The 25,797-nt window shown below is 56.1% G+C and carries 29 protein-coding genes and 1 pseudogene; 8 read left to right on the top strand and 22 right to left on the bottom strand.

The features are described 5' to 3' along the window. Window positions 1–6: 6 nt before the first annotated feature. On the bottom strand, window positions 7–585 hold the full coding sequence (locus BMW84_RS03260; RefSeq protein WP_091064418.1) for a TetR family transcriptional regulator: 579 nt from the start codon (window positions 583–585) through the stop codon (window positions 7–9). 160 nt (window positions 586–745) lie between these two features. Between BMW84_RS03260 and BMW84_RS03255 the strand changes: the two genes are divergently transcribed. Together BMW84_RS03255 and BMW84_RS03250 are read left to right on the top strand one after the other, a co-directional pair. Further along, a complete protein-coding gene (locus BMW84_RS03255) occupies window positions 746–1,588 on the top strand; it encodes an SDR family oxidoreductase (RefSeq protein WP_091064415.1) in 843 nt (280 codons plus the stop codon). 109 nt (window positions 1,589–1,697) lie between these two features. Further along, window positions 1,698–2,504: a phosphotransferase gene (locus BMW84_RS03250; RefSeq protein ID WP_091064414.1), complete on the top strand. Its 807-nt coding sequence runs from the start codon at window positions 1,698–1,700 to the stop codon at window positions 2,502–2,504. A gap of 52 nt (window positions 2,505–2,556) precedes the next feature. On the opposite strand, the gene BMW84_RS03245 is transcribed toward BMW84_RS03250, so the two are convergent. Further along, window positions 2,557–3,279 carry a restriction endonuclease gene (locus BMW84_RS03245; protein ID WP_091064411.1) on the bottom strand — a complete coding sequence of 241 codons (723 nt, stop codon included), beginning with the start codon at window positions 3,277–3,279 and terminating at the stop codon, window positions 2,557–2,559. A 205-nt stretch (window positions 3,280–3,484) separates the two neighbouring features. Between BMW84_RS03245 and BMW84_RS03240 the strand changes: the two genes are divergently transcribed. Both BMW84_RS03240 and BMW84_RS03235 read left to right on the top strand, forming a co-directional pair. Continuing rightward, the gene (locus BMW84_RS03240; RefSeq protein WP_091064409.1) at window positions 3,485–3,982 is read left to right on the top strand and encodes an RNA polymerase sigma factor; all 498 of its coding nucleotides are present in this window, start codon (window positions 3,485–3,487) and stop codon (window positions 3,980–3,982) included. Beyond that, the gene (locus BMW84_RS03235; protein WP_091064407.1) at window positions 3,963–4,826 is read left to right on the top strand and encodes a DUF5666 domain-containing protein; all 864 of its coding nucleotides are present in this window, start codon (window positions 3,963–3,965) and stop codon (window positions 4,824–4,826) included. The genes BMW84_RS03240 and BMW84_RS03235 overlap by 20 nt, the downstream gene beginning before the upstream one ends. A 111-nt stretch (window positions 4,827–4,937) precedes the next feature. Here BMW84_RS03235 and BMW84_RS03230 read toward each other — a convergent pair whose 3' ends face one another. Together BMW84_RS03230 and BMW84_RS03225 are read right to left on the bottom strand one after the other, a co-directional pair. Further along, window positions 4,938–5,432, bottom strand: coding sequence for a P-loop nucleotide/nucleoside kinase family protein (locus BMW84_RS03230; RefSeq protein WP_091064404.1), 495 nt, complete (start codon window positions 5,430–5,432; stop codon window positions 4,938–4,940). Window positions 5,433–5,526: 94 nt separating this feature from the next. Further along, entirely contained in the window at window positions 5,527–6,183 is a 657-nt protein-coding gene (locus BMW84_RS03225) for a DUF1775 domain-containing protein (protein WP_254772849.1), read from the bottom strand. Between the two features lie 207 nt (window positions 6,184–6,390). Here BMW84_RS03225 and BMW84_RS03220 point away from each other — a divergent pair, with 207 nt between their 5' ends. Both BMW84_RS03220 and BMW84_RS03215 read left to right on the top strand, forming a co-directional pair. Then, a complete protein-coding gene (locus BMW84_RS03220) occupies window positions 6,391–6,795 on the top strand; it encodes a MerR family transcriptional regulator (RefSeq protein WP_091064403.1) in 405 nt (134 codons plus the stop codon). After that, window positions 6,792–7,799, top strand: a complete 1,008-nt coding sequence (locus tag BMW84_RS03215; RefSeq protein ID WP_254772848.1) for an oxidoreductase — start codon at window positions 6,792–6,794, stop codon at window positions 7,797–7,799. Before BMW84_RS03220 ends, BMW84_RS03215 begins: the two co-directional genes overlap by 4 nt. Before the next feature lie 68 nt (window positions 7,800–7,867). Here the strand turns inward: BMW84_RS03215 and cysK are convergent, their stop codons facing one another. Genes cysK through BMW84_RS03195 form a run of 4 tightly spaced genes read right to left on the bottom strand, consistent with a single transcriptional unit; the run spans window position 7,868 to window position 10,538 of the window. Then, the gene (gene cysK / locus BMW84_RS03210; RefSeq protein ID WP_091064398.1) at window positions 7,868–8,785 is read right to left on the bottom strand and encodes a cysteine synthase A; all 918 of its coding nucleotides are present in this window, start codon (window positions 8,783–8,785) and stop codon (window positions 7,868–7,870) included. Between the two features lie 28 nt (window positions 8,786–8,813). Continuing rightward, window positions 8,814–9,512: a Crp/Fnr family transcriptional regulator gene (locus BMW84_RS03205; protein ID WP_091064397.1), complete on the bottom strand. Its 699-nt coding sequence runs from the start codon at window positions 9,510–9,512 to the stop codon at window positions 8,814–8,816. 17 nt (window positions 9,513–9,529) lie between these two features. Next, window positions 9,530–9,976, bottom strand: coding sequence for a GNAT family N-acetyltransferase (locus BMW84_RS03200; RefSeq protein ID WP_091064394.1), 447 nt, complete (start codon window positions 9,974–9,976; stop codon window positions 9,530–9,532). Between the two features lie 22 nt (window positions 9,977–9,998). Further along, window positions 9,999–10,538, bottom strand: coding sequence for an AAA family ATPase (locus BMW84_RS03195; protein WP_091064392.1), 540 nt, complete (start codon window positions 10,536–10,538; stop codon window positions 9,999–10,001). 110 nt (window positions 10,539–10,648) lie between these two features. Between BMW84_RS03195 and BMW84_RS03190 the strand changes: the two genes are divergently transcribed. Next, complete coding sequence (locus tag BMW84_RS03190; protein WP_091064390.1) at window positions 10,649–11,014, top strand: hypothetical protein; 366 nt, start codon at window positions 10,649–10,651, stop codon at window positions 11,012–11,014. 11 nt (window positions 11,015–11,025) lie between these two features. Here the strand turns inward: BMW84_RS03190 and BMW84_RS03185 are convergent, their stop codons facing one another. The 3 genes from BMW84_RS03185 to BMW84_RS03175 form a co-directional block, all read right to left on the bottom strand. After that, a complete protein-coding gene (locus BMW84_RS03185; RefSeq protein ID WP_139209582.1) occupies window positions 11,026–11,631 on the bottom strand; it encodes a hypothetical protein in 606 nt (201 codons plus the stop codon). Between the two features lie 79 nt (window positions 11,632–11,710). Continuing rightward, window positions 11,711–12,205 (bottom strand): hypothetical protein, encoded by a 495-nt coding sequence (locus BMW84_RS03180; protein ID WP_091064385.1) that lies wholly within the window; start codon window positions 12,203–12,205, stop codon window positions 11,711–11,713. Window positions 12,206–12,209: 4 nt separating this feature from the next. After that, complete coding sequence (locus tag BMW84_RS03175; RefSeq protein ID WP_091064384.1) at window positions 12,210–12,824, bottom strand: TetR/AcrR family transcriptional regulator; 615 nt, start codon at window positions 12,822–12,824, stop codon at window positions 12,210–12,212. A 140-nt stretch (window positions 12,825–12,964) separates the two neighbouring features. Between BMW84_RS03175 and BMW84_RS03170 the strand changes: the two genes are divergently transcribed. Then, window positions 12,965–13,966, top strand: coding sequence for an acrylyl-CoA reductase family protein (locus tag BMW84_RS03170; RefSeq protein WP_091064382.1), 1,002 nt, complete (start codon window positions 12,965–12,967; stop codon window positions 13,964–13,966). 665 nt (window positions 13,967–14,631) lie between these two features. On the opposite strand, the pseudogene BMW84_RS03165 reads toward BMW84_RS03170, so the two are convergent. The 11 genes and pseudogenes from BMW84_RS03165 to BMW84_RS03115 form a co-directional block, all read right to left on the bottom strand. Further along, a pseudogene (locus tag BMW84_RS03165) lies at window positions 14,632–15,159 on the bottom strand (cupin domain-containing protein); the annotation flags it as partial. Window positions 15,160–15,385: 226 nt separating this feature from the next. Next, window positions 15,386–16,984, bottom strand: a complete 1,599-nt coding sequence (locus tag BMW84_RS03160; RefSeq protein WP_091064381.1) for a sensor domain-containing diguanylate cyclase — start codon at window positions 16,982–16,984, stop codon at window positions 15,386–15,388. A gap of 222 nt (window positions 16,985–17,206) precedes the next feature. Next, on the bottom strand, window positions 17,207–18,496 hold the full coding sequence (locus BMW84_RS03155) for a YfiT family bacillithiol transferase (RefSeq protein ID WP_091064379.1): 1,290 nt from the start codon (window positions 18,494–18,496) through the stop codon (window positions 17,207–17,209). Then, entirely contained in the window at window positions 18,497–20,119 is a 1,623-nt protein-coding gene (locus tag BMW84_RS03150; RefSeq protein WP_091064378.1) for a glycoside hydrolase family 9 protein, read from the bottom strand. Window positions 20,120–20,176: 57 nt separating this feature from the next. After that, window positions 20,177–20,914, bottom strand: a complete 738-nt coding sequence (locus BMW84_RS03145; RefSeq protein ID WP_091064376.1) for a GTP pyrophosphokinase — start codon at window positions 20,912–20,914, stop codon at window positions 20,177–20,179. A gap of 178 nt (window positions 20,915–21,092) precedes the next feature. After that, window positions 21,093–22,127, bottom strand: a complete 1,035-nt coding sequence (locus BMW84_RS03140) for an HD-GYP domain-containing protein (protein WP_091064375.1) — start codon at window positions 22,125–22,127, stop codon at window positions 21,093–21,095. Between the two features lie 135 nt (window positions 22,128–22,262). Continuing rightward, a complete protein-coding gene (lepB, locus tag BMW84_RS03135) occupies window positions 22,263–22,769 on the bottom strand; it encodes a signal peptidase I (RefSeq protein WP_091064373.1) in 507 nt (168 codons plus the stop codon). Between the two features lie 61 nt (window positions 22,770–22,830). Further along, window positions 22,831–23,700 carry an SDR family oxidoreductase gene (locus BMW84_RS03130; RefSeq protein ID WP_091064371.1) on the bottom strand — a complete coding sequence of 290 codons (870 nt, stop codon included), beginning with the start codon at window positions 23,698–23,700 and terminating at the stop codon, window positions 22,831–22,833. Window positions 23,701–23,728: 28 nt separating this feature from the next. Continuing rightward, window positions 23,729–24,520: a lipid II flippase Amj family protein gene (locus BMW84_RS03125; RefSeq protein ID WP_091067998.1), complete on the bottom strand. Its 792-nt coding sequence runs from the start codon at window positions 24,518–24,520 to the stop codon at window positions 23,729–23,731. Window positions 24,521–24,547: 27 nt separating this feature from the next. Further along, window positions 24,548–25,021, bottom strand: coding sequence for an NUDIX domain-containing protein (locus BMW84_RS03120; RefSeq protein WP_091064369.1), 474 nt, complete (start codon window positions 25,019–25,021; stop codon window positions 24,548–24,550). Window positions 25,022–25,166: 145 nt separating this feature from the next. Continuing rightward, entirely contained in the window at window positions 25,167–25,733 is a 567-nt protein-coding gene (locus tag BMW84_RS03115; RefSeq protein ID WP_254772847.1) for a putative ABC transporter permease, read from the bottom strand. Between the last annotated feature and the right edge of the window lie 64 nt (window positions 25,734–25,797).

The following is a 25,797-nucleotide window of genomic DNA, read 5'->3' as shown; positions in this document are numbered from 1 at the left end:
GAACGATCAACGTTGGGGGCTGTTTGGCGCGGCCAGCAGCGTTACGGCTTTGGCAACGGAGGTTTTTAAAGCCTCCAGATCCTTTAAGGCGTCCGGATCGAGCGAAGGTCCAAAGGGATTTACCGCGCTATAGGCCGTGGCGATTGACATCATGGCGGTCAGCAGAAAATTCGCCGGCAGCGCCGCACTGATTTTTCCGGTGTTCTGTGCCTCAAGGATCTTCTGCAGCTTCTTGTCGTGCAGGACATCCCGGTCACGGAGATTCAGCGAATTCTGCTCCAGCGTAAACCACATGAGCAGCCGCATCACTTTCGGATGCGCCATGGCAAAATCGAAAACGCCGGACGCGAATCCGGATAGATCCTCCGCATTGAAGGTGCCGACTTCAAAAGCATACTCCAAATTTTTCTCCAGTACGGTCGTAAACAGCGTTTCTTTATTGCCAAAATAAATGTAAATCAAATTCTTATTGCAGCCGGCCGTTTTCGCGATGCGGTCTACCCGCGCTCCGGCGATGCCGAAGGCGGAAAATTCCTCCATGGCGGCGTTCAGTATCGCTTCCCGTGAAGCTTCGGCATTTCTCATGACAATCATCCTCTTATTAGGTTCTCCGTGTTTGAAGCCTACTCAACAGTATACCATTTCAAATCCATGCTTGACTAACCGTTTAGATACAATTATATTTAACTAACCGGTTAGTTATTATTTTGCTGATCGATATTTTATCCGAAAGAAGGAATGGATCATGGCACAAAAAACATGGCTGATTACAGGAATCAGCAGCGGATTCGGCCGGCATATGGCGGAGCAGCTGCTGGAACGCGGGGACCGGGTCGCAGGAACTGTACGAAATTTGATGGCTGTCGAGGATCTGAAGATGCAATATGGCGATCTTCTGTGGGTTGCCCAATTGGATGTAACTGAAATCCCGGCTGTTTATGCGGTTGTTGATCAGGCGTTTAAGGAGCTTGGCAACATTGATGTTGTCGTCAGCAACGCCGGGTATGGGTTGTTCGGCGCCGCGGAAGAATTGACGGTGGAACAGATCACCCATCAGATCGACACCAATCTTAGCGGCTCCATCCATCTGATACGCGCCTCCCTGCCCCATCTGCGTGCCCAGAACGGCGGACGCATCATTCAGCTATCCACCGTAGGCGGTCAAACGGCATTTCCGGGCGGTTCGCTGTACCATGCCACGAAATGGGGCATCGAAGGGTTTGCGGACGCGGTCTCGGCAGAGGTTGCTCCGTTTAATATCGGCGTAACGATCGTCGAACCGGGTGGCGCACGCACGAACTTCCGTTATCAAAGCTCTAAAATCGGCCCGAAAATCGATGCTTACGATAGTTCTCCGGCATCCCACATCCGGCGCATCCTCGATGAGCGAACCAGCGAATCCATCGGCGATCCGGCTAAAATGGCCGCGGCCATCATCGACAGTGCCGATCAGCATCCCGCGCCAAAGCGCATCACCTTAGGCAGCGACGCCTACCAGGTGATTCATCAGGCGTTGACCGCGCGTCTCGCTGCCTTGGAAGCCCAGAAAGAGCTGGCGTTTTCGACGGATTTTCCTAGCGGACAATAAAACCTCATCCTGATCGGCCTTATTAGTTATAAATGTTTATGAACTTCTCAGCTGCAGTGGTCCTGGGCTATAATGGCGGAAAACAAGTTACTAAGAAGGGGGGATCCATTTGAACTACGAAGAGGAAGAAGTGCTCGAAGGCGGCAACGTTAATCATGTGGTCCGGACTCATGGCACGGTACGCCGGCCAACCGGTTATTGGAGCCCTGCCGTCCATGCATTATTGAGACATTTGCACAAGCAGGAGTTTAATGGTGCACCGCGGTTTCTCGGCATTGATGAATCCGGGCGTGAAATCTTGTCGTTCGTGGAAGGAGACGTTCCCGGAAACCGTTATCCCGAAATGGAGCCTTACATGTGGTCGGATGAATCGCTGACCGGCGTTGCCCGGCTGTTAAGACAGTATCACAATGCAGCCCAAGGATTCGTACCCGGTGCCGGACTCCGGTGGCAAATGAGCCTCTTCGATGCAAGCGATCATGAAGTCATCTGCCATAACGATGCCGCTTTGTATAATGTTGTCTTTCAAAACGGATCGCCGGCCGCCTGGATCGATTTCGACATGGCCGGTCCCGGCCCTCGTATCTGGGATCTGGCTTATTCCGCTTACACCTGCGTTCCTCTGGCCGGCTTTGCCCCGGACTATGCCCTGGGAAGCACGGATGCCTATCAGCCGGATAAACATGCGGCCGACCGCCGGCGGCGATTGCAGCTTTTCTTTCATGCCTATGGACTCCCCGTACCGCATGATCTAAAAGGGTGGATCCTCCGGCGGCTGACGGTCTTATGCGAAACGCTCCGGAACGGCGCCGCCGAAGGCAATTACGCTTATCAGAAAATGATCAACGAGGGCCACCTGGCGCATTATGAAGATGAAATCCAATTTATTCGCGATCATTTTGATGAGTGGGTATAAGCTGAGTGACACAAAAAACAAGACCATCCAATAACGGATGGCCTTTTTTTGTTTATACCGCCTTGATGGATTTGCTGTACCGGCATTTCGGGAAACTGCCGCAGCCGTAAAATTGGCCCATCGGTCCGGTACGGAGCACCAGCCCGCTGCCGCATTTCGGGCAGACAAACGCGTCTACCTGCACTTCCGGCTCCGCCTCTTGAACAGCCCCGGGATTCATCGCCAGAATCATCCGGATCAGCGTTTCGCGGTTGATTAACCGGACCCGGTTCGACTCCGCAAGCTCATAGGCAGCGACGGTATAATCGCTGTTGGTCACCACCCAGGCCTCGTTGGCCGCATAATGGGCAATCGAAGCTTGCGCTTCCTGCACGGCTTTGATCCCGACATTTTGGCTGTAGCGTTTGGCTTGCACCGCAATCTTTATGCCGTCCTTCCGCAAAAGAAGATCGGCACCGTAGTCGCCGGCGACTTTTGTAGCTTCCACCACATAACCTTGGGAACGGAACAAATGCCCCAGGTATTTTTCAAACTGGATGCCCTCCATCTTGTCGATCTCGGCGATGCCGGAACGCTTCAAGCGTTCGGTCCGTTGCTGGCACAAGACGATCATCAGCGCAAAAACGACTCCAAAGCCAAGGACGACCCCGACGATGGCACCTTCAAAGGAACGGGTAGCCCCATAACCGCCCAGCCCCAAGCCCAGCATCACCAATCCGCTTACCGCTTGAAAAAACGCTTCCTCCTGCCTGGCTCTGCTTTTTCTCCGCGCCATATCGAACCCTCCGGCTATGTATTGGTTAGAAACAAGATTCGGCACGGAGGCATATTTTTCCTCTCGTCCGGATTGCACTCATCCGTAAGTTTTTTGCGTCTACAGCCATTGGGAAGCATGAAATTATTCTTTTTCAAAAAAAATGTAGTGGGAATGAAAAATTTGCAGCCCCTCGATTGTATTTAAAGTGAAAGGGGGACCTGAGGTGTACAATTCATCTGAGCTCAATGAATCTGTGCGGCGGGCCTTGGATCTATATTCGCAAAGTCTGATCAAAGTCGCTTTCGCCTATCTGAAAAATATCGCCGACGCCGAAGAGGTGGCGCAGGACGTCTTCCTGACCTATTTGCAGAAGCGCCCGGTGTTCGAAAGCAGCGAGCATGAAAAAGCCTGGCTGATTCGGACGACGATCAACAAAAGCAAAAACATGCTGAAAGCCGGGTGGTTCAAGAGCCGCAACCCCGTGCCCGAAGATTTAAGCTATCTTCCCAGTGAAGAAAGCGAGGTATTGCAAGCCGTACTCTCTCTGGACAAAAAATACCGGATCCCGATCCATTTACATTATTACGAGGGGTATTCGATTCAGGAAATAGCCGAATTGCTAAACGCCAAACCCGCAACCGTGGGGACATGGCTCGCCCGGGGACGCCTGCTCTTAAAAGAGACGATTGGAGGCCTGGAGAATGAAGAAATCAGTATATAAATCCGCAATGTCCCATGTGAAGACCAGCGAGAACTTTGAACAAGCGACGATGGAGAAGCTGTTGCAGCACATGGAACAAGAAATACCCGAACCTACAAAATCAGCGAAGGAGCGATTTGAGATGAAAACAGCAATGACGAAAAAGAGCAAAGTAACGGCTTGGGCCGTAGGAGCCGCGGCATGCGCGGTATTGGCGGCTGGCATTCTGAGTCTAAATCCAAACAACGGAACCACGGAGCCGGTCGCTCAGCCGACGGCCTCCACTTCGCAGAAACCGCCGATCATGGGAAAAATGGCCGTCAATATCGATGGCATCATTTCCGAAGTCAGCGCCGACGGCAAAAGCTTTAAAGTGGGCGATCTCTGGGTGACCGTCACCGACCAAACGACCATGGGCAGCACAGAACCAGGCTCCACCCCGCCTTCCGAGGAATTTTTGCAAAAGGAATTTAAGGTCGGCAACGCGGTATCCGGATTTACCACGCAGGATGTCAGCACCGGCAAAGTAACGGCGGACGCCATCTACAACAATTTTGCGCCGCAAAGCGCGGAATCCACGGAACCGTCTCCGGCCATTAAAGGCAAAGCCATGGTCAACATCGACGGCGAAATTACGGAAGTCAGCGCGGACGGCAAAAGCTTCAAGGTCGGCGACCTGTGGGTAACGATCACCCCGGATACGCAAATGGGCATCGACGGTCCTACGGCCGCAGAACCTTCCGACGAACTGCTGCAGAAAGACTTCAAGGTCGGCAATATCGTCTCCGGGTATACAAGCGATGACGTAAGCACCGGCAAAGTAAACGCGACCCGCATCTACAACAACATGGCACCGCAGAAGTAATCGCCGCATGATGTCCTCACAAAAGCAAAGGCCGTCCCGCTCGCCAAGTAATGGCTTGCCGGGGCGGCCTTTTCGATTTGGAACGACGGATGAAAGCTAGCACGAATCCGGTTACAGGTTTAACAGCCGTGTTAATTCGGCAAGACTTTCCTCCACCGTGCGCCAAGCAGTGTCGATTACGATACGCTCCAGATCCCAGTCCTCGTAATGCCGGTTCACCACCTCGTCCCACGTGGGCTGAACATGGCCTGCAATGTCGGAGACGCGCGTTTCGACCCGCTGCCGGTGCTCGGCTTTATCGGAGCAGATCACTTCGATATCGACAAACGGGATATGAAGGGAATCCGCCACTTGATGCCAGGCTTGCCGTGTAACCGGGATGGGATTGACCGTATCGGCAATGACGTCCAGGCCCAGGCGGAGATGCTGCGCCGCCAGCGCGTAACAGACGATATAACCTTCGGGTCCGTCGACCCGGACCCCGGCGTCCCGCAGCGCCTGCTCCACGACGTCGACGCGAAGGTACGCGGCGCGCAGCTTTTGGGCCAAAGCGGATGACAAGGTTGTTTTTCCGCTGCCCGGCAAACCGCTGAAGATATAGAGCATGGATAATGCCTCCTCCATTTCGGATACCTATTGAATTCGCTGGCAGGCAAAAATCCCCTGCCGGCATCAAGCTGACAGGGGATTTCACACTCCGCTATTCGCTGCGGCCGCGGAACACGCTGATGAACGCTACGAGCAGAGACAAACCCGCGACAATTAATGCGATATAGCTGACCGCCGACGATGAGGACTTGCCGTTGCTGCTGCCGGACATGTCATGATCGCTCAGATCCGTACCCATATCCATGCTTGTGCCCATATCCATGGAGCCGTGCCCGTGATCGCCGCCGGACGCCGTCTCCATGATTTCGGTCACGGAATGCGGCGTTTCGCTGCCTTCGTCGCCGGACCATTGCACGAGCGTTCCGTCGGCGTAGTGCTGGTAAGCATCCCAGGCAAGCGTTGCCGCCGACGCCGGATTCTGCACCGTGAAATAGAAGCGCTGGAACTGGCCGGCCAGGATGCCTTCCCCGGTCGCCTTCCAGCTTACCTTATTCCCCTCCACCGTAACCTCCCAGCCCGGCGTCGCCTCGTATTGCTTAAAGGATGCGCCTTCCGGAATGCGCAGATCCACCTGCACCGTAGGCGAATCCTTCTCCGAAGGTACCTTTAATGTATAAGTCTCCCATGCGCCGGTGCCGGACATCGCCGGAGATACCGTCACATGCGCGCTCGCGACTGCCGCGAACAACAGTAAGCCGGCTGCCGCCGGTACCGCGAGCGCCATCATTTTACGAATGAATGTAATCACGCCGTTCCCCTTCTCTCTTCTCATCATTATGTACGCAAATCCTGATACTCAAAATTGAACAGTTCAAACATAAACTATTATACGCGAAATTTGTAGCCCAACGCCAGTTATCCACTCTGAATAGCAAATGCTTGACTTGGAGCATACTCCAGGCATTATTGTTAGTCATGCAAGATAACAACAGGATTAAGTGTTGGGAGGAAGAAGATGCGCGATTCCAGTACATCCGAAGTCAGGTACACGATCTCAGAAGCAGCCGAGCAGACCGGTTTGACGCCGGACACGCTGCGTTATTATGAAAAAATCGGCTTGATCCTTTCGCCGGGCCGTGACGTCCACGGGCAGCGTGCTTACAGCGAGGAAGATCTCGGGAAGATCCGTTTTCTGAACCAGCTGAAACGGACGAATATGCCGCTGCGCAAAATTCGCGAATACGTGCAGCGGTATGCCGAGCAGGATGAATCCGGCTGCTACGAATTGCTGGACGAGCACGGCCGGGGGATTGAAGCACAGCTTGCCGAACTAACGGAAACCCTCGAGTTGATCCATTATAAGCTGAAGCATTTTCAACAAATCAAAGACGGGAAATTCAAGGAGGAGAATGCGGAATGAGTACAGAACAAATGATGTTTTTAACCCCGCAGCGGCCGTTGCCCAGCGGATTTGGACCACGCACCACTGCCGAAGAAGTGATCGCCGGTATGGATCTTACTGGAAAAACCGCCATCGTCACCGGCGGCTATTCCGGTCTCGGACTGGAGGTTTCACGGACGCTCGCCGAAGCCGGCGCCCATGTCGTGATCCCTGCGCGGACGATGGAAAAAGCGCAAGCCGCCATCGCTTCGATTCCGGACGCAGAACTGGCGGAGCTGGATTTGGCCGATCCGGCCTCCATTGACCGGTTTGCCCGCAGCTTTCTGGACAGCGGCCGCCCGCTGCATCTGCTGATCCTAAACGCAGGAATCATGGCGATTCCGGAGCAGCGCGATGCCAGGGGCTATGAACTTCAGTTCGTCACGAACCACCTTGGGCATTTTCAGCTTACGGCGCGGCTGTGGCCCGCTTTGGCACTGGCTCGGGGCGCCCGCGTCATAGCTGTTTCGTCCGGCGGCCACAAGCTCGGGGATATCCAGTGGGACGATCCGAACTTTATCCGCCAGCCTTATGAGAAGTGGAAGGCATACGGTCAATCGAAAACAGCCGGCGCGCTGTTTGCCGTAGAACTGGACCGGCGGGGTCAAGCGCAGCAGGTGCGCGCCTTTTCGGTCCATCCCGGCTCGATTGTGACCAACCTGTCGCGTTTTCTCAGCGATGACGAAATGGATGCGATGGGAGCCTTGGATCACGAAGGCAAACGCGGATACACGGAACTAAATGACGAACGCAAAACGATCCCGGAAGGCGCGGCGACGATTGTCTGGTGCGCCGTCAGCCCGCAGCTTGACGGCAAAGGCGGCGTCTACTGCCAGAACGCGGACATTGCTTCGCCCATTTCGCCGGAACAGCTGCCGCTTCCCGGCGCGGCCGGCGTCTGTCCGTGGGCCATGGACCCGGAAGCAGCCCGCCGGCTCTGGCGCTTAAGCGAAGAACTGACCGGCGTCTCCTTCGACGTATAAACAGCAGCAGCGCGCTCCTTGATGGAAGCGCGCTGCGTTCAATTCATATAACAAGGCTCCTGCTATGGTTAAAAGATTCCCATGCTGAGGTAACGTTCACCCGTGTCGGGCGCGATGCACAGCACGCGCCCACCGCTGCCGATCCGGCGCGCTTCCTGCAGCGCCGTCCACACGGCCGCGCCGCCGGACGGTCCGATCAGCAAACCTTCGGTCTTCGCCAGCATCCGGACCGTGTCCAGCGCGGCCTCGTCCGCGACCTGAACAATGGCATCGTAGATGCCCGTGTTCAGGATATCCGGCACAAAGCCGGGGCTTGTGCCGACCAGCTTATGCGGTCCGGGGCTGCCGCCGGACAGCACCGGAGACCCCTGCGGCTCGACCACCACGATCCGCAGGTCCGGCAGGTGCTCCCGCAGCTCCTCCCCGGTGCCGGTGATCGTGCCGCCCGTGCCGGAAGTGGCAACGAACACGTCCAGCTTGCCCTCCATCTGCCCGAGAATTTCCGGCGCGGTGGTGATCCGGTGAATATCCGGATTGGCCCGGTTCTCGAACTGCTGCGGAATAAAGCTGCCAGGGATGGCTGCGCCCAGCTCCACCGCCTTGGCGATGGCGCCTGGCATCCGCTCCGCCGCCGGCGTCAGCACGACCTCGGCGCCGTATGCCTTCAGAATATTGATCCGCTCCTTGGTCATGTTGTCCGGCATGACCAATATGGCGCGATAGCCTTTAGCTGCGGCATTCATCGCCAGCCCGATGCCGGTATTGCCGCTTGTCGGCTCGATGATCGTCCCGCCGGGCCGCAGGTTCCCGGACAACTCGGCCTGCAAAATCAGGTTATATGCGGCGCGGTCCTTGACGCTGCCGCTCGGATTGAACATCTCCAGCTTCACGTATACTTCCGCATCCAGCGGCCCGGTCATCCGGTTCAGCCGCAGGACGGGAGTTTGTCCAATCAGTTCGGTAATATTGCTTGCTACGAATGTCATTTCGCATCCGCCTCCTCTGCCCGCGTGTTTATTCGTATAAGTTGCCGTTTGCCAACTGCGCGAGCTTCGCCTCGTCCAATACGGCCAGCCGCCCTTTTTTCCGTTCAATGATTCCGTCGTCGATCAGCCGCCGGACGACCCGGTTCAAATGGCGGTAACTCGTGCCCAGCAGATCCGCCGTCTCTGTCAGGCTTTCGGTCCAGATCTCTTCTTTGCGCTTATCGCCGCCGCTGTCGCGGATGAGCGACATCAGATAGCTGGCAAACCGGTTCTCCACCGGATAAAGCAGGTTTAATGCCGATGCTTGTCCCAGCGTATACAGCTTGTAGCTCAGCTCTCCAACGAGAAACCGCAGCAGCTCCGTGTTATGCTCCAGCTCCCCCAGCAGCATTTTCCGGCCGGCGATGAGCAGCAGGCTGTCGCCGACGGACTGTACCTCATTTTTCACCGGTTCCTGGCGCAGCAGCTCCACATCCCCGATGACGGACATCGGCCGGGCGAAGCGGACCAGCATCGATTTGCCGTTCGGGAGCAGCGTATGAATTTTCAGCTTGCCATGCACAAGAATGAACATGCTCTCCAGCTTGTCTCCGACCGAGCAGACCGCTTCGCCGTCTTCGTACCGCCGCAGCTCCATTTTGGCGATATGCTCGCCGCTGAACATCCGAGTCAGACCATTCGTCTCGGCAAGACGTATTAGCCCCTCTGCATCTACAATCGTCTGCATCTGTAGTTCTCCCCTGGCTAATGCGAGCTTAAATGCTTGCGGAAGCCTTGCACCTTCTCATCTTTATAGCCCATTTGCTCGTAAAAAATATGCGCTTCCTTCCGCTTCTCCCCCGACACCAGCATAATATAAAAGCAATCCAGCCCGCGGGCGATATCCTCCAGCGCATGGATCAGCTGCCGGCCAAGGCCTAGACGGCGGGCGCGGGAAGAAACGACCACATTTTCCACCACCATAAACGGACGGCAGTCCATCACGAGATCCATGCAGATAATCCCCATCATCGAGCCCAGCAGTTCGCCGTCGACGTAAGCACCGAGCAAGTGATAGTCGGGGTTATGCAAAATCGCCCGGAATACCTTCTCCGTTTTCCCGGGATCGGTCGGCCCGGCGCCGCTCAGTTCAGCATAGAGTTCATTAAGCGCTGTAAACGAAGATTCCTCGATCGGTTTAATGGTAATCATGTTTTTTCTCCTCCAGTGTTAGTCAGCTTTTGCCAAGGATAAATTTTATTGCGGCTTCGACCTCTTCCTCGACGGTCAGATCTCCTTCCAGCCGTAAAACCGGGCAGGTAAGCCCGGCGATCCATGCTTCATGCAGCGCCCGGCTGCGGATTTCCGGACCTGCGGTATCGTACGCGGCCGCCCAGTCCAAAAAGGTCTGCAAAGCGGCATACCGTTCATCATCCGGAGCAACGTCTCCGCCGTAACGGATGGATTCCCGGGCTTTCAGGCGTTCCATCCGGACGGACGGCGGCAACCTCAGAAAGATCACCAGGTCAAACTTCGGAATAAGCGCATCGCCCCAGCCGCACAAGGAACCCGACAGCACCCAGCCCGAATGCCGGTCCAACTCGGAGGTCAACCGCTCAAGCCGGGGTTCGACTGCCGTCGGACGCGTATATTTTTCGGCCCAGTAAAAATCGTCCGTATCCAGATGGGAATATTGAAGCCTGCAGGATAAAGCTTCGCCCAGCGTCGAAGTTCCGGCGCCGGAGGCGCCCAAAATATGTATCCTCCAGTACATAGGACCTCCCAAAATTTTCTTATTACAAAATTGCAACCTTTCGGCGCTTTACGGCGTCAAATCATCAGAAGCCAATCAATCTTCCGGAGTGGAAGAAAGGAGCCGTATCGATGATCGCCTTACGCCATAAACCCAAACCGTTATTTCTCCAGATGTTCCTGCTGCTGGCATTGCTGTTGACCAGCTTCACACACGGCGGGACGGCGGCTGATGATGCCGCAGACCTTTGTCCAGGCATTCCGGTATCGACGATTTTCTTCGACGGCAAGGCCTACATCGGACATCAAAGCTACGGCGACCTGCCGCCCGCCCAAATTGTCAGCACGCACCGCTTCACGGGACCAGGAGATTACATTCAGGACGGGCTGGAGATCTTCCAACGTGCCAACGACCCTTGCGCCCTTTTCGTCAAATTTGCCGGCGTGGAGCCCGGCACCTACGAATGGTTTGAATACCGTGAGCAGAATACGCTGTAAGCTTCCCGGCTTCATGGACGATATTGTTCATTCATGGCTGCAACCTGCTCCCCAAGGCTCCAGACGTGAAACAGCCGGTCAACCGCGTCATCGGCTGCGGCGATGAAGGACTGCGTATCCGCAAGCTTCGATTTCACATCGTCGAGTACATAAATTTGGGCATCCTGCGCCAGTGTCAGCGTTACGGGCGTTTCGTCCGCATTACGGATATAGTAGCCGTTAGGGGTTGCATCTTCGCCGTTCAAACCGTCTTCTTGAGCCGCCTGCTTCGCTTCATCCCCGGAAAACCATTCCACCATATCCAGCTTTATTACCGTTTCCCCGTTCGTATTGTTTATACTTTTTACAAAAGCGAGCTGCTCCCTGGCTTCCGGTAGGCTTAAAGCCGCTTCCTTTAAACGGGTTACGGCAGCGGTGCTAACTTCATCCCCGTTATTGCTGTCCACCACGATGGCTTGCGCCGCACGCAGCAGCATTTGCGAAGCCGCATCCGGTGTAGCACCCGCCGTCTCCGTATCGCTCGCCGGCTGCTGTAGCCGGTACAACAAAATGCCGTTCAAAACCACCGATGCCGCCAATAGCACCGTAAGGATCGTTGTCGTTCGTTTGGTCAACACGAATCATCCTCTCCCCTTAACTTCCCACCTCCATAAGTTAACAGATTTTACCGGACGTTGCCATGCAATTAGCCTTCGTTTATTTCGATTGGGGAACTACCCAGTTCTGCCCCAGCTGTAACAGTTCGTCTTCTGCCGTTTGTTCGTCGCCGGTAACCCTTGCTTCCAGGTAATAGGTATTCATCCCTTCTTCCGGATCTATGGCCGGGCGCTGCATACACAGCCAATACACGGTTGTATCCGGCGCCGGCAGCGCCGCGCTGCCGCCCTGCCGCATCTTGATCAGTTTGGCCGGGCCTGCCGGCAGCCGGACATCCTTGCGCCACAATTCCTCGGAATGATTCAATGTGCTGATATAACCCGGCGGATCGATCTGCCAGCCGAGATACAGCTCCATATGATCAAAGGTTTCGCTGTCTCCCGAATGAAGTTCACGATCATCGGCTAACCGCAGCCGTACTGCATCCTCCTCAGATGCTGCCGTTTTGGAGGTGTGATCGACAAAGATCAGTCCAGCCAGGATCAAACCGACGGCCAGAATCAAGGGGATCGTAAGTTTTAAGCTTCGCCGCATTTGTTTAATCGCCTCTCGCCGTTGATTTGCTTAACACGTTCAAAACCGCGGAATAACAGGATTCCTTATAAAAAGCATGCAGCTCGTCGTTATCGCTCATCAGCCATTGCAGCAGGCAACCGTCGATGACTGCACGGATGACCGGGGCGGCAGCTTCAGAAGTTAATTCCGGCTTGAAAAGGCCTTCCCGCTGTCCGAGCATCAGCACCTCTGCGCTGATCCCCGCGCAGCCGTCATAAAACCGCTGATTGATCTCCCGGTACACTGGATTGCGGCTAGCCCGGGCCAAAAAATCGAGATATACCCGGTAAAACGCCCGGTTCTGTTCCGGCCCGGGGAACGCTGAATCAATGTATGCCCGCAGCTTGCCCTCCGCCGTAGATTGCGCCCGGACCGCGGCTTCCTCTTTGGCCGAGATTCGGCCCGTCAACCATTCCAGCAGTGCGGACAACACCGCTTCCTTATTGTCAAAATAATAGTGGACGACGCCCTTGCTGACGCCGGCATGATCGGCGATCGTCTGCAGCGTAACCGCATCGTAGCCTTCGGCGGATAATGCCCGAAAGGCTGCAGACAATAGCTGGGCGCGTTTTTCTTCGGATTTCTTGTAGCGTGCCATAGCTCCTTCACTCCATCGAAATGAGATAATGAGATTGTGTCCATTATAGCACAGCTCCTATAAAAAGTTGACCGGTCAGTATAAATATTATATAACTGACTTACAGCTTTTACCGATCCAACCAAAGGAGCGAAATTAACATGCCCGAAACATTTCAAGCGCTGGTCGTGGACCGGCAGGATACGCCGGAATCCCAGACCGTCTCGGTTCGGCAGCTGCCGTGGGAGCAGCTGCCCGACGGCGAGGTTCTGATCAAGGTCGCCTATTCCAGCGTAAACTATAAGGACGGATTGGCCAGCATTCCCACCGGCAACATCGTGCGCAGCTATCCGATGATTCCGGGCATTGATCTGTCCGGCACAGTGGTCTCTTCGGCCGACCCCCGTTTCCGGGAAGGCCAGGAAGTCATCGCCACCAGCTATGCCATCGGCGTCTCCCACTTCGGCGGTTACAGCGAATACGCACGCGTCTCAGCCGACTGGGTCGTGCCGCTGCCCGAAGGGCTCACCCTGCGGGAGGCCATGATCTATGGCACAGCCGGTCTGACGGCGGCTTTGTCGATCGAGGCGCTGGAGCGGCACGGTGCCGCCCCGGATAAAGGCAGCGTGCTCGTCACCGGCGCAACCGGCGGCGTCGGCGGCGCGGCCATCGCAATGCTGGCCGCCAAGGGTTACCGCGTCGTCGCCGGAACCGGCCGGCCGGAAGAGTCCGGCTACCTGACCGGGCTCGGCGCGGCCGAGATCATCTCCCGTGAGGAGGTCGGTACCGGCGAGGGTAAACCGCTCGACAAGCAGCTTTGGCAGGCTGCGGTCGATTCGGTCGGCGGTGGCCCGCTTGCCGCCGTCCTGAGCAAAATCGCGTACGGCGGTGCGGTAGCCGCCAGCGGCCTGACCGCCGGAACGGCCGTGCCGACGACGGTCATGCCGTTCATCCTGCGCGGCGTGAGCCTGCTCGGCATTGACTCCGTCAATTGCCCGATGGAACTCCGCGAGCGCGTCTGGAAGCGGATGGCCGGCGATTTGAAGCCGGCCCGGCTGGATTTGCTCGTCGACCGAGAGATTACGCTGAACGATCTGCCTGCCGCGCTGCAGGATATTCTGAAATCCAATACGCGCGGCCGGGTGCTCGTCCGCCTGGGATAAGCGGTATACAAAAAGAAGCTGTTCCGCCAGCCAGAAAGGGTTGGAGGGAACAGCTTTTTTGATCCATGCACGTTCTAGTTCCGGCGGAACTCCCGTCCCGCGCCTATTTTCGGCCCGGGTGTTCTCCGCACGGGCGTTCTCGCTCGGATAATCTCGAGACCGCTATTTGCTGTAAATCGATGTTGTCAGCTGAATTTGTGGGGAATTTCCCACTAACCGTAAGCGCATGTATTTTTGTTGCGTAACAGCGGATAATCACTTCTCCGTCCCGGCTATTGACCTGTTACCGTTTCGGACGCGGCGATTCCCGGATAAACCTGCGTCCCTGCGTACGGGCCCTGCGGAATCGAATAGGGTTGAGCACTGCCGGTGTTCACGTAATAAGGAGAATAACCGAAAGACTGCATCGGAGCCATGTAGCTGTGCGGACTGACGGCACCCTGCGCGGTGTTGGGCATTACATGGCCAGGCATCATAGTATTCGGCATTAAACTAGAAGGCATCACATTATTGGGCATAACGTTCGGCATTACGTTATTCGGCATCATGTTATTCGGCATCCCATTAGGCGTCATTTGAGCCGGCATTAGGCTAGTAGGCATTGCGTTGTAGGGCATCGCCTGGGGAGCCATTGTATTCTCCATCTTCCCCATGGACGGCTCGCAGCAGTCGGCAGGCGGACCGATGAAGGTCTGCGGCTTGACAGGAGCGAGCGCTTCCTTGACCAGCGCTTCATTCAAGCAATAGGTATGAGCCAGGACATTGGCTGGCGTTTTGCTGAGAATATCCGAACCGAGAATCACTTCCGGAATCGGCGCATCGAATATGGCCAGCAGATGAGTGCAGTCCACGGTCGCCACTTCATAGTGCCACCAGCCTTGGGGCACATTGGCGACCTGGCCCGGCATAATCGGAAAATGCAACAGTTCGTTCGTAAACGGATTAATCAGCGAGACTACGGCGGCGCCGGCGATACAGTAGACCAGTTCGGCAGCATTTTGATGGTAATGCGGTTCAACGACATTCGATTTGCTCAGAAAAATATCAAGCAGCGACGTATTCTCCAGCGTGTTCAGCTGTTTAATCGACAGCACGTTGATGTAGTTGCGGTCGTCTTTTTTAAATAAAAGGCTCTTGTTTACGTCAGCAGTAAATTCGGTATTCGGCGAAGTATAATCCATATAGGAAGTCATCCGTCCGTTCATCCTCTCTTGTCTCAGATCTGCGCGCGTCAGCGCTTCCCGATCAGGATATGCGTTCGCCCAGGCCCAGGTGACAGGCGGAAGTGAATTAATGCCATGTTCAGCGATCAGCCGTTAAAAAAAGGTGCCCCAAGCAGCCGTTCCGTGGCTCCTGGGACACCTCACTCCATACATTAGATTCCTCTGTAAATCTGGCCCATTCCGATATTTTCTAAGCTCAGCTCAAGTTTCCGGCGACAACCGTTTTATTGCGCCCGCTGCGTTTTGCAATGTATAGCGCTTCGTCCGCCTGGCCAAGCAGTTCCTCCCAGGTTTCGCCCTGGGTCGGATAATGGGCAATGCCAAGCGAGGAAGTAACCCGCATTGCCAGCGGTGCATCGTTACTCTCAAGCGCCAGCCGGATCCGCTCCGCCACCGTAAAGGCATCCTCCAGCTTGGTGCGCGGCAGCAGGATAACAAATTCCTCCCCTCCTAAGCGGCAGCATACATCGCCAGGCCGGACATTGGCGGTAAGAATCTGCGCAACCCGCCGCAGCACTTCATCGCCGGCCAGATGGCCGTAAGTATCGTTGACAAACTTAAAGCGGTCGACGTCCATGACAACCAGGGAAAAGGGTTGGCCGGCCGCGATCCACTGGGCCGACGTGATCTCCAGAAACCTCCGGTTGGATAAGCCGGTCAGCCGGTCCGTGCTGGCCTCGCGTGTCAGCTCGTCGGCATGCTTCTGCACATTGGTCCAGGCAATCGCCACTGCCCGAGTCAACAGGTCCGCTTCGCGGTTCCAGTGCGGCCGCAGCTCCGGCAGCTCCATGGTGTCCTTTCCCGCCCGGCTCATCAGATTAGCCAGCGTCACGAAGGGCTTGGCCAGCTGCTGCGCCAGCAGGATTACGCATAAGAGCAGGACGACGAACGGAGTGACGGTATAAGCAATGATTTTTCGGAAATTATCGCTCAGCTGAGATTGCACCGCGCTTTTCGGAGACGCGACGACGACACCCCACCCGCTAGACTGTGCAGTGGAATAACCGGCCAGCATCGTGGGCTGGCTGTCATACGTTTCCTGCATATGGCCGGTCTCGCCGTTCATCAGCCGCTGCACGACCGGCTCGCCGCTGACATCCTCGTTGATCCGGTATGGATCGGGATGAAACAGCATATGTCCGCCGGAGCTTACGATGTAATAGAAGGATCCTGAGGAATCATGCGAATTATTTTCAAAAATCGTATTCAGCATGTTGTACTCCTGCAAGTAGACCGTACCGCCGAGCTGGCCCAAATATTTGCCCTCTTCGGTGTACAGCGGTTCGCTCATAAAAATAATCAGTTTTCCGCTGGTATAGGAAATATAAGGTTCGGACACATAGGTATCCCGCAATTCCAACGCGGTACGCGCATGCGGCGAGGTGAGCAGTTTGCCTTCCATGCCCAGCGTTTTAGGCGAATTGCCGATGACCTTGCCGTCCGCGCCGACCAGCAGGATGGAGTTAAAGAAATGGCTGCTGTTGCGCAGCAGCTCCAGAAATTCGTTCACTTGAGCCTGCTTGGTGCGGTCCATTTTGGAAAGCCTGTCCGCGCTGTAGCGCAGGCTTCCCCGCATGGTCAGAAACAGCGAATCCACCGTTTTGCTCATCCGCTCGGCGTTGGAGAGATTCAGGTTGAGCGTCGTGTCGATCAGCGATTTTTTCTGGGATTCGTAAGAAGCGACGAGCAGAATCGTCGAGGTCAACAAAGAGACGAGCGTCACGAGGACGATCAAAAGCGAGGTAAGACTGAGCTTTCTTCTGAGCTTGTTTCCCGCGCTTCTCCCCATTGTCATTGCCTAACCCCCTATGTAACAAATAACGCTTTTGCCCCCATTATAACGATTCTTTTGCAGAATATAAAACACAGTTTCTGCGCCATGCCCCGAGTGCCAAATATTCCCTGAGAGGACGCCCCACACTATGGAATTAATGTATTTGTTTACCTGCGGAGCTAGGCGGAGGGCCGCGGCAAAACAATCGGCTCCGGAGGTGATCCGGAGCCGATTGCTTTGACATTACTGCGTGTCAGCGTTAAGGCCGCTGCGGTGAAGGTAGGCGGCGATGTGGGCAGTATGATGGCGGTTATGCCAGAGATACCGCTGCAGCGCCGTGTCCAGCGACATCGGGCCAAGCCCGGCGCTGTTAAACATTCGATTGAACTCGCCGTCTTCCAGCGATTCCAGCAGCCTGGCAAAGCGGCCGTTCAGGCTTTCCAGCAGGAGCAGCGAGGATTCGATGCCTTCCTCGGTGTAATCGCTCTGTTCCGCCCAAAGGTCCTCCCGGTAGGTAGGAATATCGGGATTCTCCTCGGTCAATCCTCGTTTGAAACGCAAATACGCATACATGCCGGTATCCGCAAGATGATGCACGACCTGCCGGAGGCTCCACCCGCCCGGGCGGTAAGGCTGATCCAAATGGCGCTCCTCAAGCGGAAGCATCATGTCCCGGAGCGGCTTGGCCAGCCCGCGCAGCTCGCCGATGGCCTCAGCGCGCCACTCCGGCGTGCTGTGCGCGGCAGGCGCGAAGCGCCCGACCGGGTAACGCAACCGTTCCAGGTCCCCGGCTTCCGGCCGATCCGCCTGCTTGGATTCCAGCCGCTTGATTTCCTCAGCTTCCAGCTGCTCTATTTGCTCCAGAATCGGGTATAGCTCCTCCAGGTGGCGCACGGTATAGTCAGGTTGAATTTCATGCCGCCATGGCTCCTGGTCCCGGTTGATCCAGCACGTCCGCAGCCCGGCGCGGGCCGCGCCGAGCACATCGGCGGCGCTGTCGCCGATGTGGATGATTTGCTCCGGCCTTACGCCGTATTCGCCGGCCAGTCCGGCGAACATGCGGTTGCGGCTGTCGTTTTTGTAGGACTCGAATCGTTCCGAGGTAAACAGCCGCAACGGATAGCCGGCATGGAAATCCGGCAGCATGTCGGCATCGGAATCGCTGACGATACATACTTCATAATCCGCAGCCACCCGCCGCAAAAAGCGGTCCGTCTCTTCATACAACGCGGACCGGCGATGCTCGCCGAACAGGATGTTCACCGCTTCTGCGGGCTCGAATGATATCCCTTCCTCCGGCAGGAGCTTCGCAAAGCCGCGCGTAAACAGTTCCCTGGATGAGCGGAAGATTCCGGCATCGCAGGCGATGCCGGCTTGGGCATGATATTGGGCAAGCAGCCGCGGGCCTAATTCTAGCGTCCTCGCTTCGCTGTAATCCGCGCCCAGAATCGGTTGCCAGACCTCAAACGTCCGGCTCTGTACGTCGACAAGCGTCTGGAACATGTCCAAGCTGATGACTTTAATGGCTGCCATCTATCGGTTAAACCTTGCCGTGACGAACACGGCCGGCGAATTCCAGTAAATCGTAACCTCATTCGTCGAATAGCTGAGGTCATGATCGGCGAAGCATAACGCCGCCGCTTTGTTCTGCAGGTGTTCGGCGACATAATCGTCATGCAGGCCGCGGTCAGGCCCGCCGGATACCATGCCGGGAACCGGTTCTTCCACCGCATCCCCGACGGAAGGACGGTGATGCGGATGGCGGACCGGACGGTCGCCGAACCCGGTCACATAGCTGATATCCAGCGCATTTCGGCCCAGCAAATAATGCAGGTGGTCCAGCGCGCAGTCGGCAAACGCCGGATCGCCGCCCAGCGCCTCTGCCGCAAGCAGCAGCATCGCGTTGTTCAGCACCAGCATATTGGAACCCCAAATATAATCTTCCTCGCGCAAAGATAGCGGATAACCGTTCGCCTCGGTTCGCGCAAGCAGCAATCGCGCCTCCGCGAACAATCCTTCGCGAAGCTCCGCATAGAGTTTGGCGTCGCTCCGCGCTTCTCCGCCCAGCAGATAGGACAGCGTACCGTAGCCGCCCATGTCAGCCCAGCCCAGGCCGTATTTCGGGAAATCCTGACCGGCCAGCCGCTGGAATGCGGCATGATACGCTGCCGCACCCGTAGTACGGTACAGCTCCGCCGCGGCCCAGAACCGTTCATCGGCGTCGGTATCATCCCCGTATTCGCCGGTCGTAATCTCCGGCGGATTCTTGAAGCCCGGTGTTTCCGGATGGGCTTCCAGCCAGCCCCAGGCCGCTTCGGCAGCTCTCAGGCAGCGCTCCGCATATTCGGCATCCAGTGGAGCGTAAATCCGCGAGGCCAACGCCATCACGGCGGCGAAATCGCCGGTCGCCGTAGCTGATACCGGCGAGAAGAACAGGTCCGCCGCATCCTCTTCCGGCATGACGTCCAGTCCCGGGAAGTTCAGCGTTGTCAGCTTGTGGTAGACGCCGCCGCTCTCCACATCCTGCATCTTGAACAGCCAGTCCAGCTCGACTTTGCATTCGAGAAGCACATCCGGCGTCTTGCCGTCGCTCTCCGGCAGCGGAACCGGTGCCGCGAATGCCGACGGATACAGCTCGTAAGCGAGCAGCAGGTCGGCTACCGCTTTTGCGCCGGGCCCGGCGTATTTGCCGTAGTCTCCCGCATCGTGCCAGCCGCCGCAGCTGTCCAGCTTTTTGTCCGGCTGGCCGTACACCGTGCCTTCGGCCAGATGGCAGGCCCGATGCTCCCATGGGCCGGCGAATTCCGCGGTCAGATCCTGGCCGCAGCGGAAGAAATAAAAGGCTTTCAACAATCCCTGCTGCAGTGCGCCGTATGGCTTGTCCGCGATGATGAAATCTGCGGATTGCGCTCCTTTTCCATCCATGATCCGATATGTACCTGTCTTCACCCCGGAGAAATCGCCGCTGCGGACCGCGCTCCCGCTTGGCCGGTCTTCCATAACTCCTCCTGTCCTGCCTGTAAACACCGTCTGCCCCGTCCGGGCGTCCACCACAGAAAATTCCGTGATCTCGGCGGCAAAAACCGCTGTATTCCGGCTGTCCGCCGGATATCCCGCCTGGTTCACCGCGATGCCGCGAGGTTGCTGCTCTTCCATCCCTGCTCTCCCCTTCAGCTGATGATATAGGTTACGGCCTCCCCGATCCGCCAAGCGTTATTCGCTGAGCAGGCGGATAAAGTTGGCCGGCAACTCAAACTCCTTATTGCTGATGATGATCCGGCTCAGCGCCGTTTCCGGTTCGTCCGACTGCGTTTCCTTGATCTCGTTGATTTCATTGCGCAGCCGTTCCATTTGCAAATCCAGCTCATAGGCTTTGTCGGCTGCATTTTTCAGCTCCCGCGTCAGATGGGCGGGAATCGATTTGTCGTATTTATAAAAAATCTTATGCTCCAGGCTGACCCAAAAATCCATGGCGATCGTGCGGATCTGTACCTCGACGCAGACATGTTCCGTGCAGTCCGACAGGAACACGGGTACCTCCAGCAGAAGATGCAGGCTCTGGTAGCCATTCGGCTTCGGATTCCGGATGTAATCTTTTACGCCGAGAATCTTCAGGTCATCCTGCTTCTGCAGCATCTCGCTGACTTTGTAGATATCGGATAAAAACGAGCAGGTAATGCGCAGGCCGGCGATATCCTTGATCGTGGACCGGATGGAATGCAGCGACGGCTCGCAGTTTTTACGCATGATTTTATTCATCAGGCTCTCCGGCGATTTGATGCGCGACTTGGTATGTTCGATCGGGCTGTAATCATGCAGCGTTTGAAATTCCTGCTTCAGGATTTCGATCTTCGTCTCCATTTCCTCAAGTGCGAATTTATAGATCATCATAAAGCGGGTAAGCTCATATTTCAGCGTCTTGAATTTCTCGAGTTGTTCAGCGGGATTCATGGGCAAGCTCCTTTTTCATACTTATGCCGGCAAAATTCTAGCATCTACCATTCATCATAGCCAATCTATTTCCCGAATTCAAATGCCAGAGCCGCGCCAAAAAGGCCGGTCCGTCCACGGGAATTCCGCGTTCGTCCAGCCTTCCGAGATAAAAGGCCTAAACGGCCTAATGCATACCCTAAATATATACTTCCTCTACCGTCAAGCTGCGCTCCCGCGACAAATCCAGGAACAGATCGTTCACCTGAACGAGAGGCTTAAAGGGATCCAGTGCGTTGTTCATGACGATCACCCCATGCTCCCCGCTGCTCAGCTGTACTTTTCTCCCTACGAAGCCCGGCAGCAGGCGGCTGGTCAAAGCCTGCACCACATTGCCGCTCAGCTTGCCGAATCCCATTTCATGCACCATGCGCAGCACGGTATGCAGGCCCTGCTTGGGGCGTGTCAGACGAGAGGTGATCAACCCCATATAAATGTTGGCCACGGTGACAATTTCGGTGTACGGATGCAGCTCGGTGCTGCGCAACTTGTGCGGATAACCGGTGCCATCGGCCCATTCATGATGCTGCAGTGCTACCAGCGCCGCGCTTTCATCCTCCATGGAGCTGTAAATGATCTCGTAGCCGTAGGAGGTATGGCGCTTCAGTTCGCGCTCTTCCGCATCGTCTAATGGTCCCAGTTTGTTCAGAATGGAAAGGGGAACCTGGCTTTTTCCGATATCATGCAAATATCCCGCCCGGCTGATCCGGAACCGCTCTTCCGGCGGATACCCCAGCCAAAGGGCCAGGTAATAAGACAGTAGCCCTACCTGCAGCGAATGGTGGTACGTATCGATATCGTCACGGTCCAGCAGCAGAAGCAGCGATACGATATCCTTCTGGGTCTCCAGCTTCGCCATCAGCGGCCGCAGCGTATCGTCAACCAATGAAATCGTGAAATGCCCCGTGCGAAGCGCCTCCATAAAGATCGACTCGTAATTCAGTATCGCGGCGTCGAAATCGTCATGCAAACCGTGATCCTCTATATCACCGTTCAAGGCTTGAGTCATATCGCGCAGTTCAATGTTGACATGCTCCACCTTGATACGGATCAGATTCTGGATATCCTCGCGTCTCAGAACCGTGCCTCTGGAAAGGGCATGCAGGCCTGTAGGATTAAACGTGTCCGACTGGAGACGGTCTCCGGGTTTCAAATCTGTGACATGGACCTTCAAGCTTTAGCACTCCTTTACCTTGAATTTAAAATAGTTGTCTTGATCATATTCAATATCGGAGCATTAAGCAATGCGGTGAAAGTCGCATCATGTCGCATTCCTAGGCCAAAAGCATCCCCGACCTCGGGCTCTCCGCTAGAACAAATCGTTCACATCGACCAAAACCTTGCCGATCAGTTTATCCTTGGCCACGAACGGCGTCGCCCATAGATGGGCATCGTAGCTTACGTTTCGGTTATCCCCAAGGAAAAAATAATGGTCTGCCGGCACCGTTACCGGTCCGAAGGCGTACGCCATCGTCACATGCAGGTAGGGCTCGTCCACTTTAACGCCATTACGGAAAAAGGCGCCGTCTTTTATCTCCACGGTATCGCCCGGCAGTCCCATCAGGCGTTTAACATACCGTTTATGTTCTTCGCCGGGAACCGGCGGATAAAAGACTACGATATCGCCATGCTTCAGACTGGTTGTCCAAAGCATCTTGTCCACCAGAAGACGATCATTCACCTCGATGGTAGGCACCATGGAATCGGTCGGCACCTTCATTGCTTCCGCCACGTAGGTACGGATCAGCAATGACAGGGCCACGCCGATAACAATCGAAGGCACCCAGTGTTTTACGAATCGTTTCAGCTTGTCCATGAAAAGAGTTCCTCCAATAGTATGATGAAAAAAGTAGGATGAAAAAGTGTGGTGTATTAGGTTAATTTTCGTTGCTGCCCCGAGCCAATGCCGAGGCGATAATCCGCTCCAGCCATTTCCATGGCACAAGCAGTTTGGCTGCCGGCAGCAGCCTGGCGCCCCGCCCGACCGGATAACGCAGCTTTGGCGACCGGCTGGCGGCGATCTTCGCGATCAGCTCCGCTACCTTGCGCGGATGCGGAGCGCCCGCAGCGCTGCGCCGGGAATAGGCCAGCACCTGCTCCAGCTTCTCCGCATAGGCCGAGTTCTCGCCGCGCTCGATTCCGGCGAAGCCCTTGTCCCAGATCGGCGTGCGGAACGACGCCGGCTCCACCAGCACGACATGCACACCGAACGGGAGCATTTCATGGCGCAGGCTTTCGCTGAAGCCCTCGACGGCGAACTTGGATGCCGCATAGGGCGCATAGCCGGGAAAGCCGCTCAGCCCGCTGACGCTGCTGACATTGATAACGGTGCCGGAACGCCGGCTTCTCATGCCCGGCAGCACCTCGCGGGTAACGGCCACGAGGCCGAAGAAATTCGTCTCCATCTGGCGGCGCCAGGCCTCCATGGAGACGTCCTCCGCATAGCCGCCGACGGCAATTCCGGCATTGTTGACGAGAATGTCGATGCCGCCATATCGGGCTAGTGCCCCGGCAACGGCGGACCGGATCGAATCGCCGTCCGTAACATCCATCTGCAGGATTTCGATCTGTTCGCTTACGCCTTCACGGGCCGCTTGCTCCAGCAGCTCGCCGCCGCGCTGCACATCGCGCATGGTGGCAATCACCTTGCTGCCCCGCGCGGCCAGCGCGAGCGCCGTCAGCAGGCCGAAGCCGCTGGACGCGCCGGTGATCAGCGCGACTTGATGGGTTAGACGCTTGTTGGTCATCTTAAGTTGCACCTCTTACCATTAATTGTTAAATGAGTTGAACCAGCCAACTGATCAGAACCGCCGCCGGGACCAGCACAAGCTGGCCGAGCAGCGTGCCGAGAAACCGTGATCCCATCAGCAGCACATAGATTTTGCCGAGCTGATCGCGGTACAGCGGATTTTCCGTAGCTTTGTGGGTAATGATGCCGAGCTGCGGATCAATGAAGATCGTCAGCATAATGGTTGCCATACCGTTGATTAATCCAGACGCCTGCGACGCCGTGGTACTAAAGTCCGGCTGCAGACGCGCCGCATACAGCGATGACAGCACGCCTACGGTATAAAAAGCGGTCACGAAAATGTTCATCACGATAAACCGTTTCGGTATCCCCAGATAACGCAAGCTTTCCAGACGGATACGCGGTTTGCGGAAATATTTGCGCGTATTCTTCAGTTGGCTGATTGTCACGCTTGTCAGCACTTTGGGCAGCGAGCCTTCGATCTCCAGCCGGGAGATGATGCGCCCGAACAGCGCGACGAAAGTCGGAAAGACGCCGATCGCAATCAGCGTGCCCAGCGAGGACGCCAGCATCACAATCCGCAGATAGTTGAGCAGCGGAAAATCTGCGTTCACCTTGGCATAATCCACGAATTTGGCCGTCAGCGGCGCCTGGACCATATTGGCCGTTCTGGATACCAAAACAATGATGCCGGTCAGGGATAACGCGATGGCGATTTTGTTTAATTTGACGCCGGCGAAACGGATGGAATAAGACAAGGTCTCTGCGGTATGTATAATCAAAGTCAACAGGCAGACGGCAATCAGCCTTTCCGTCATATCCAAGTGCATGCACTTCCCTTCGGGCTATTCGAAAAGGACGCGGCGATCGGTGGACTCCCTGCTAAACAGCTCCGGCGGATAAGGCAGTGTCAGCTGCGGCAGCTCATCCTCGGGAAAAAAGCGCAGTTCTTCCACTTCCCCGTCCAGACTGCGCGGCATTCCTTTGACAATGCGGCATTCAAACACGGTAACCGCATATTCCACGGCATCACCGTTCGGATACCGGAACGCATACTTCGGGCCGCCGAATACCCCGATGACGCGCTCGGGCGTCACCATCAGCGCCGTTTCCTCAAACACTTCCCGGCGCAGCGCCCGCGAAGGCGTCTCTCCGGGCTCCACCGCCCCTGCAGGAAGACCCCAGCGTTCCTCGCCGCTTTTTCGCAGCAGCAGAATCTCATGATTCTCATTGCGGATCACACCCGCAACCGATGGCACCATCAGCAGCTCTTGTCCCACTTTGCCGCGGAGGCTGCGGTAATATTCAGACATCGGCATCGATATCCCCCCCCTTTCCTCTCAGCATATGCCGCTAACCGCTAAATATTTGACATTTGTTACCGTTTTTCCTTGTTTGAACGAAAAAAAAGAAGCTACCTGCCTGCAGCAGAGCAGCCTCTCTTCCTTCTTCCAGCGTATTTGCTCAATTTCCTTCCAGCTCCAGCCGCTCCGGCGCGCGCCGCCGGGTCCGCCATGTCCAGAGCAGGTCGCCCGCGAATAACACCGCTGCCGCCGGCATCGATAGCGTCCACCAGGCTTCCGTACTTATATAGGCAAGCTTCAGCACCGGATGAACCAGGTAAAGACAGGCCGTTGCCAGCGGCCACCAATACAGCGAAAATTTCAGGCAAATATGCCCCTTAAGCTGATAAGGCATGCCGGAATAATCCCACCAGCGCCGATGGAACAACGTCTCCAGCAGCCAGCCGCTGGCGTACTCCACAACCGTGGGAACCACCAAAGTCAGCACCAGCAGCACCGGCAGCGGAACCGGGAGGTTTTTTGCCGCCAAAAGGAGCAGCGGAGCAACCCCATACATCGGTTTAAACGGCCCTTTCAAAAATCCTTCCTTACGGAACGTTCCCTGACTATAACGATTATACGCGCCTTCCAGCGCCCAGCCCAAAAAGGAATAGATCGTGAAGTAGAAAAAATATTCGTCCGCCATCGCGGCAATCCCGCCATCAAGCCCCGGCCTTGGCATACCCATTCCTTCCATCCTCCCGTATGTATAGTTGCGGGTAGTATGCCCGGACGGCTTAAGCTTATACGGT

Origin of the sequence: Paenibacillus sp. NFR01, from assembly GCF_900111565.1 — a bacterium.
GTDB lineage: Bacteria > Bacillota > Bacilli > Paenibacillales > Paenibacillaceae > Paenibacillus_AQ.
This window is presented reverse-complemented; position numbering and strand designations above follow the sequence as displayed.

What these genes read in the sequence shown, in the direction of transcription:
- BMW84_RS03260 (WP_091064418.1), bottom strand. Translation starts at nt 585, where the DNA reads ATGAGAAATGCCGAAGCTTCACGGGAAGCGATACTGAACGCCGCCATG.
- BMW84_RS03255 (WP_091064415.1), top strand. Translation starts at nt 746, where the DNA reads ATGGCACAAAAAACATGGCTGATTACAGGAATCAGCAGCGGATTCGGC.
- BMW84_RS03245 (WP_091064411.1), bottom strand. Translation starts at nt 3,279, where the DNA reads ATGGCGCGGAGAAAAAGCAGAGCCAGGCAGGAGGAAGCGTTTTTTCAA.
- BMW84_RS03235 (WP_091064407.1), top strand. Translation starts at nt 3,963, where the DNA reads ATGAAGAAATCAGTATATAAATCCGCAATGTCCCATGTGAAGACCAGC.
- BMW84_RS03230 (WP_091064404.1), bottom strand. Translation starts at nt 5,432, where the DNA reads ATGCTCTATATCTTCAGCGGTTTGCCGGGCAGCGGAAAAACAACCTTG.
- BMW84_RS03220 (WP_091064403.1), top strand. Translation starts at nt 6,391, where the DNA reads ATGCGCGATTCCAGTACATCCGAAGTCAGGTACACGATCTCAGAAGCA.
- BMW84_RS03215 (WP_254772848.1), top strand. Translation starts at nt 6,792, where the DNA reads ATGAGTACAGAACAAATGATGTTTTTAACCCCGCAGCGGCCGTTGCCC.
- cysK (WP_091064398.1), bottom strand. Translation starts at nt 8,785, where the DNA reads ATGACATTCGTAGCAAGCAATATTACCGAACTGATTGGACAAACTCCC.
- BMW84_RS03205 (WP_091064397.1), bottom strand. Translation starts at nt 9,512, where the DNA reads ATGCAGACGATTGTAGATGCAGAGGGGCTAATACGTCTTGCCGAGACG.
- BMW84_RS03200 (WP_091064394.1), bottom strand. Translation starts at nt 9,976, where the DNA reads ATGATTACCATTAAACCGATCGAGGAATCTTCGTTTACAGCGCTTAAT.
- BMW84_RS03195 (WP_091064392.1), bottom strand. Translation starts at nt 10,538, where the DNA reads ATGTACTGGAGGATACATATTTTGGGCGCCTCCGGCGCCGGAACTTCG.
- BMW84_RS03190 (WP_091064390.1), top strand. Translation starts at nt 10,649, where the DNA reads ATGATCGCCTTACGCCATAAACCCAAACCGTTATTTCTCCAGATGTTC.
- BMW84_RS03180 (WP_091064385.1), bottom strand. Translation starts at nt 12,205, where the DNA reads ATGCGGCGAAGCTTAAAACTTACGATCCCCTTGATTCTGGCCGTCGGT.
- BMW84_RS03175 (WP_091064384.1), bottom strand. Translation starts at nt 12,824, where the DNA reads ATGGCACGCTACAAGAAATCCGAAGAAAAACGCGCCCAGCTATTGTCT.
- BMW84_RS03170 (WP_091064382.1), top strand. Translation starts at nt 12,965, where the DNA reads ATGCCCGAAACATTTCAAGCGCTGGTCGTGGACCGGCAGGATACGCCG.
- BMW84_RS03160 (WP_091064381.1), bottom strand. Translation starts at nt 16,984, where the DNA reads ATGACAATGGGGAGAAGCGCGGGAAACAAGCTCAGAAGAAAGCTCAGT.
- BMW84_RS03155 (WP_091064379.1), bottom strand. Translation starts at nt 18,496, where the DNA reads ATGGCAGCCATTAAAGTCATCAGCTTGGACATGTTCCAGACGCTTGTC.
- BMW84_RS03150 (WP_091064378.1), bottom strand. Translation starts at nt 20,119, where the DNA reads ATGGAAGAGCAGCAACCTCGCGGCATCGCGGTGAACCAGGCGGGATAT.
- BMW84_RS03145 (WP_091064376.1), bottom strand. Translation starts at nt 20,914, where the DNA reads ATGAATCCCGCTGAACAACTCGAGAAATTCAAGACGCTGAAATATGAG.
- lepB (WP_091064373.1), bottom strand. Translation starts at nt 22,769, where the DNA reads ATGGACAAGCTGAAACGATTCGTAAAACACTGGGTGCCTTCGATTGTT.
- BMW84_RS03130 (WP_091064371.1), bottom strand. Translation starts at nt 23,700, where the DNA reads ATGACCAACAAGCGTCTAACCCATCAAGTCGCGCTGATCACCGGCGCG.
- BMW84_RS03125 (WP_091067998.1), bottom strand. Translation starts at nt 24,520, where the DNA reads ATGACGGAAAGGCTGATTGCCGTCTGCCTGTTGACTTTGATTATACAT.
- BMW84_RS03120 (WP_091064369.1), bottom strand. Translation starts at nt 25,021, where the DNA reads ATGCCGATGTCTGAATATTACCGCAGCCTCCGCGGCAAAGTGGGACAA.
- BMW84_RS03115 (WP_254772847.1), bottom strand. Translation starts at nt 25,733, where the DNA reads ATGGGTATGCCAAGGCCGGGGCTTGATGGCGGGATTGCCGCGATGGCG.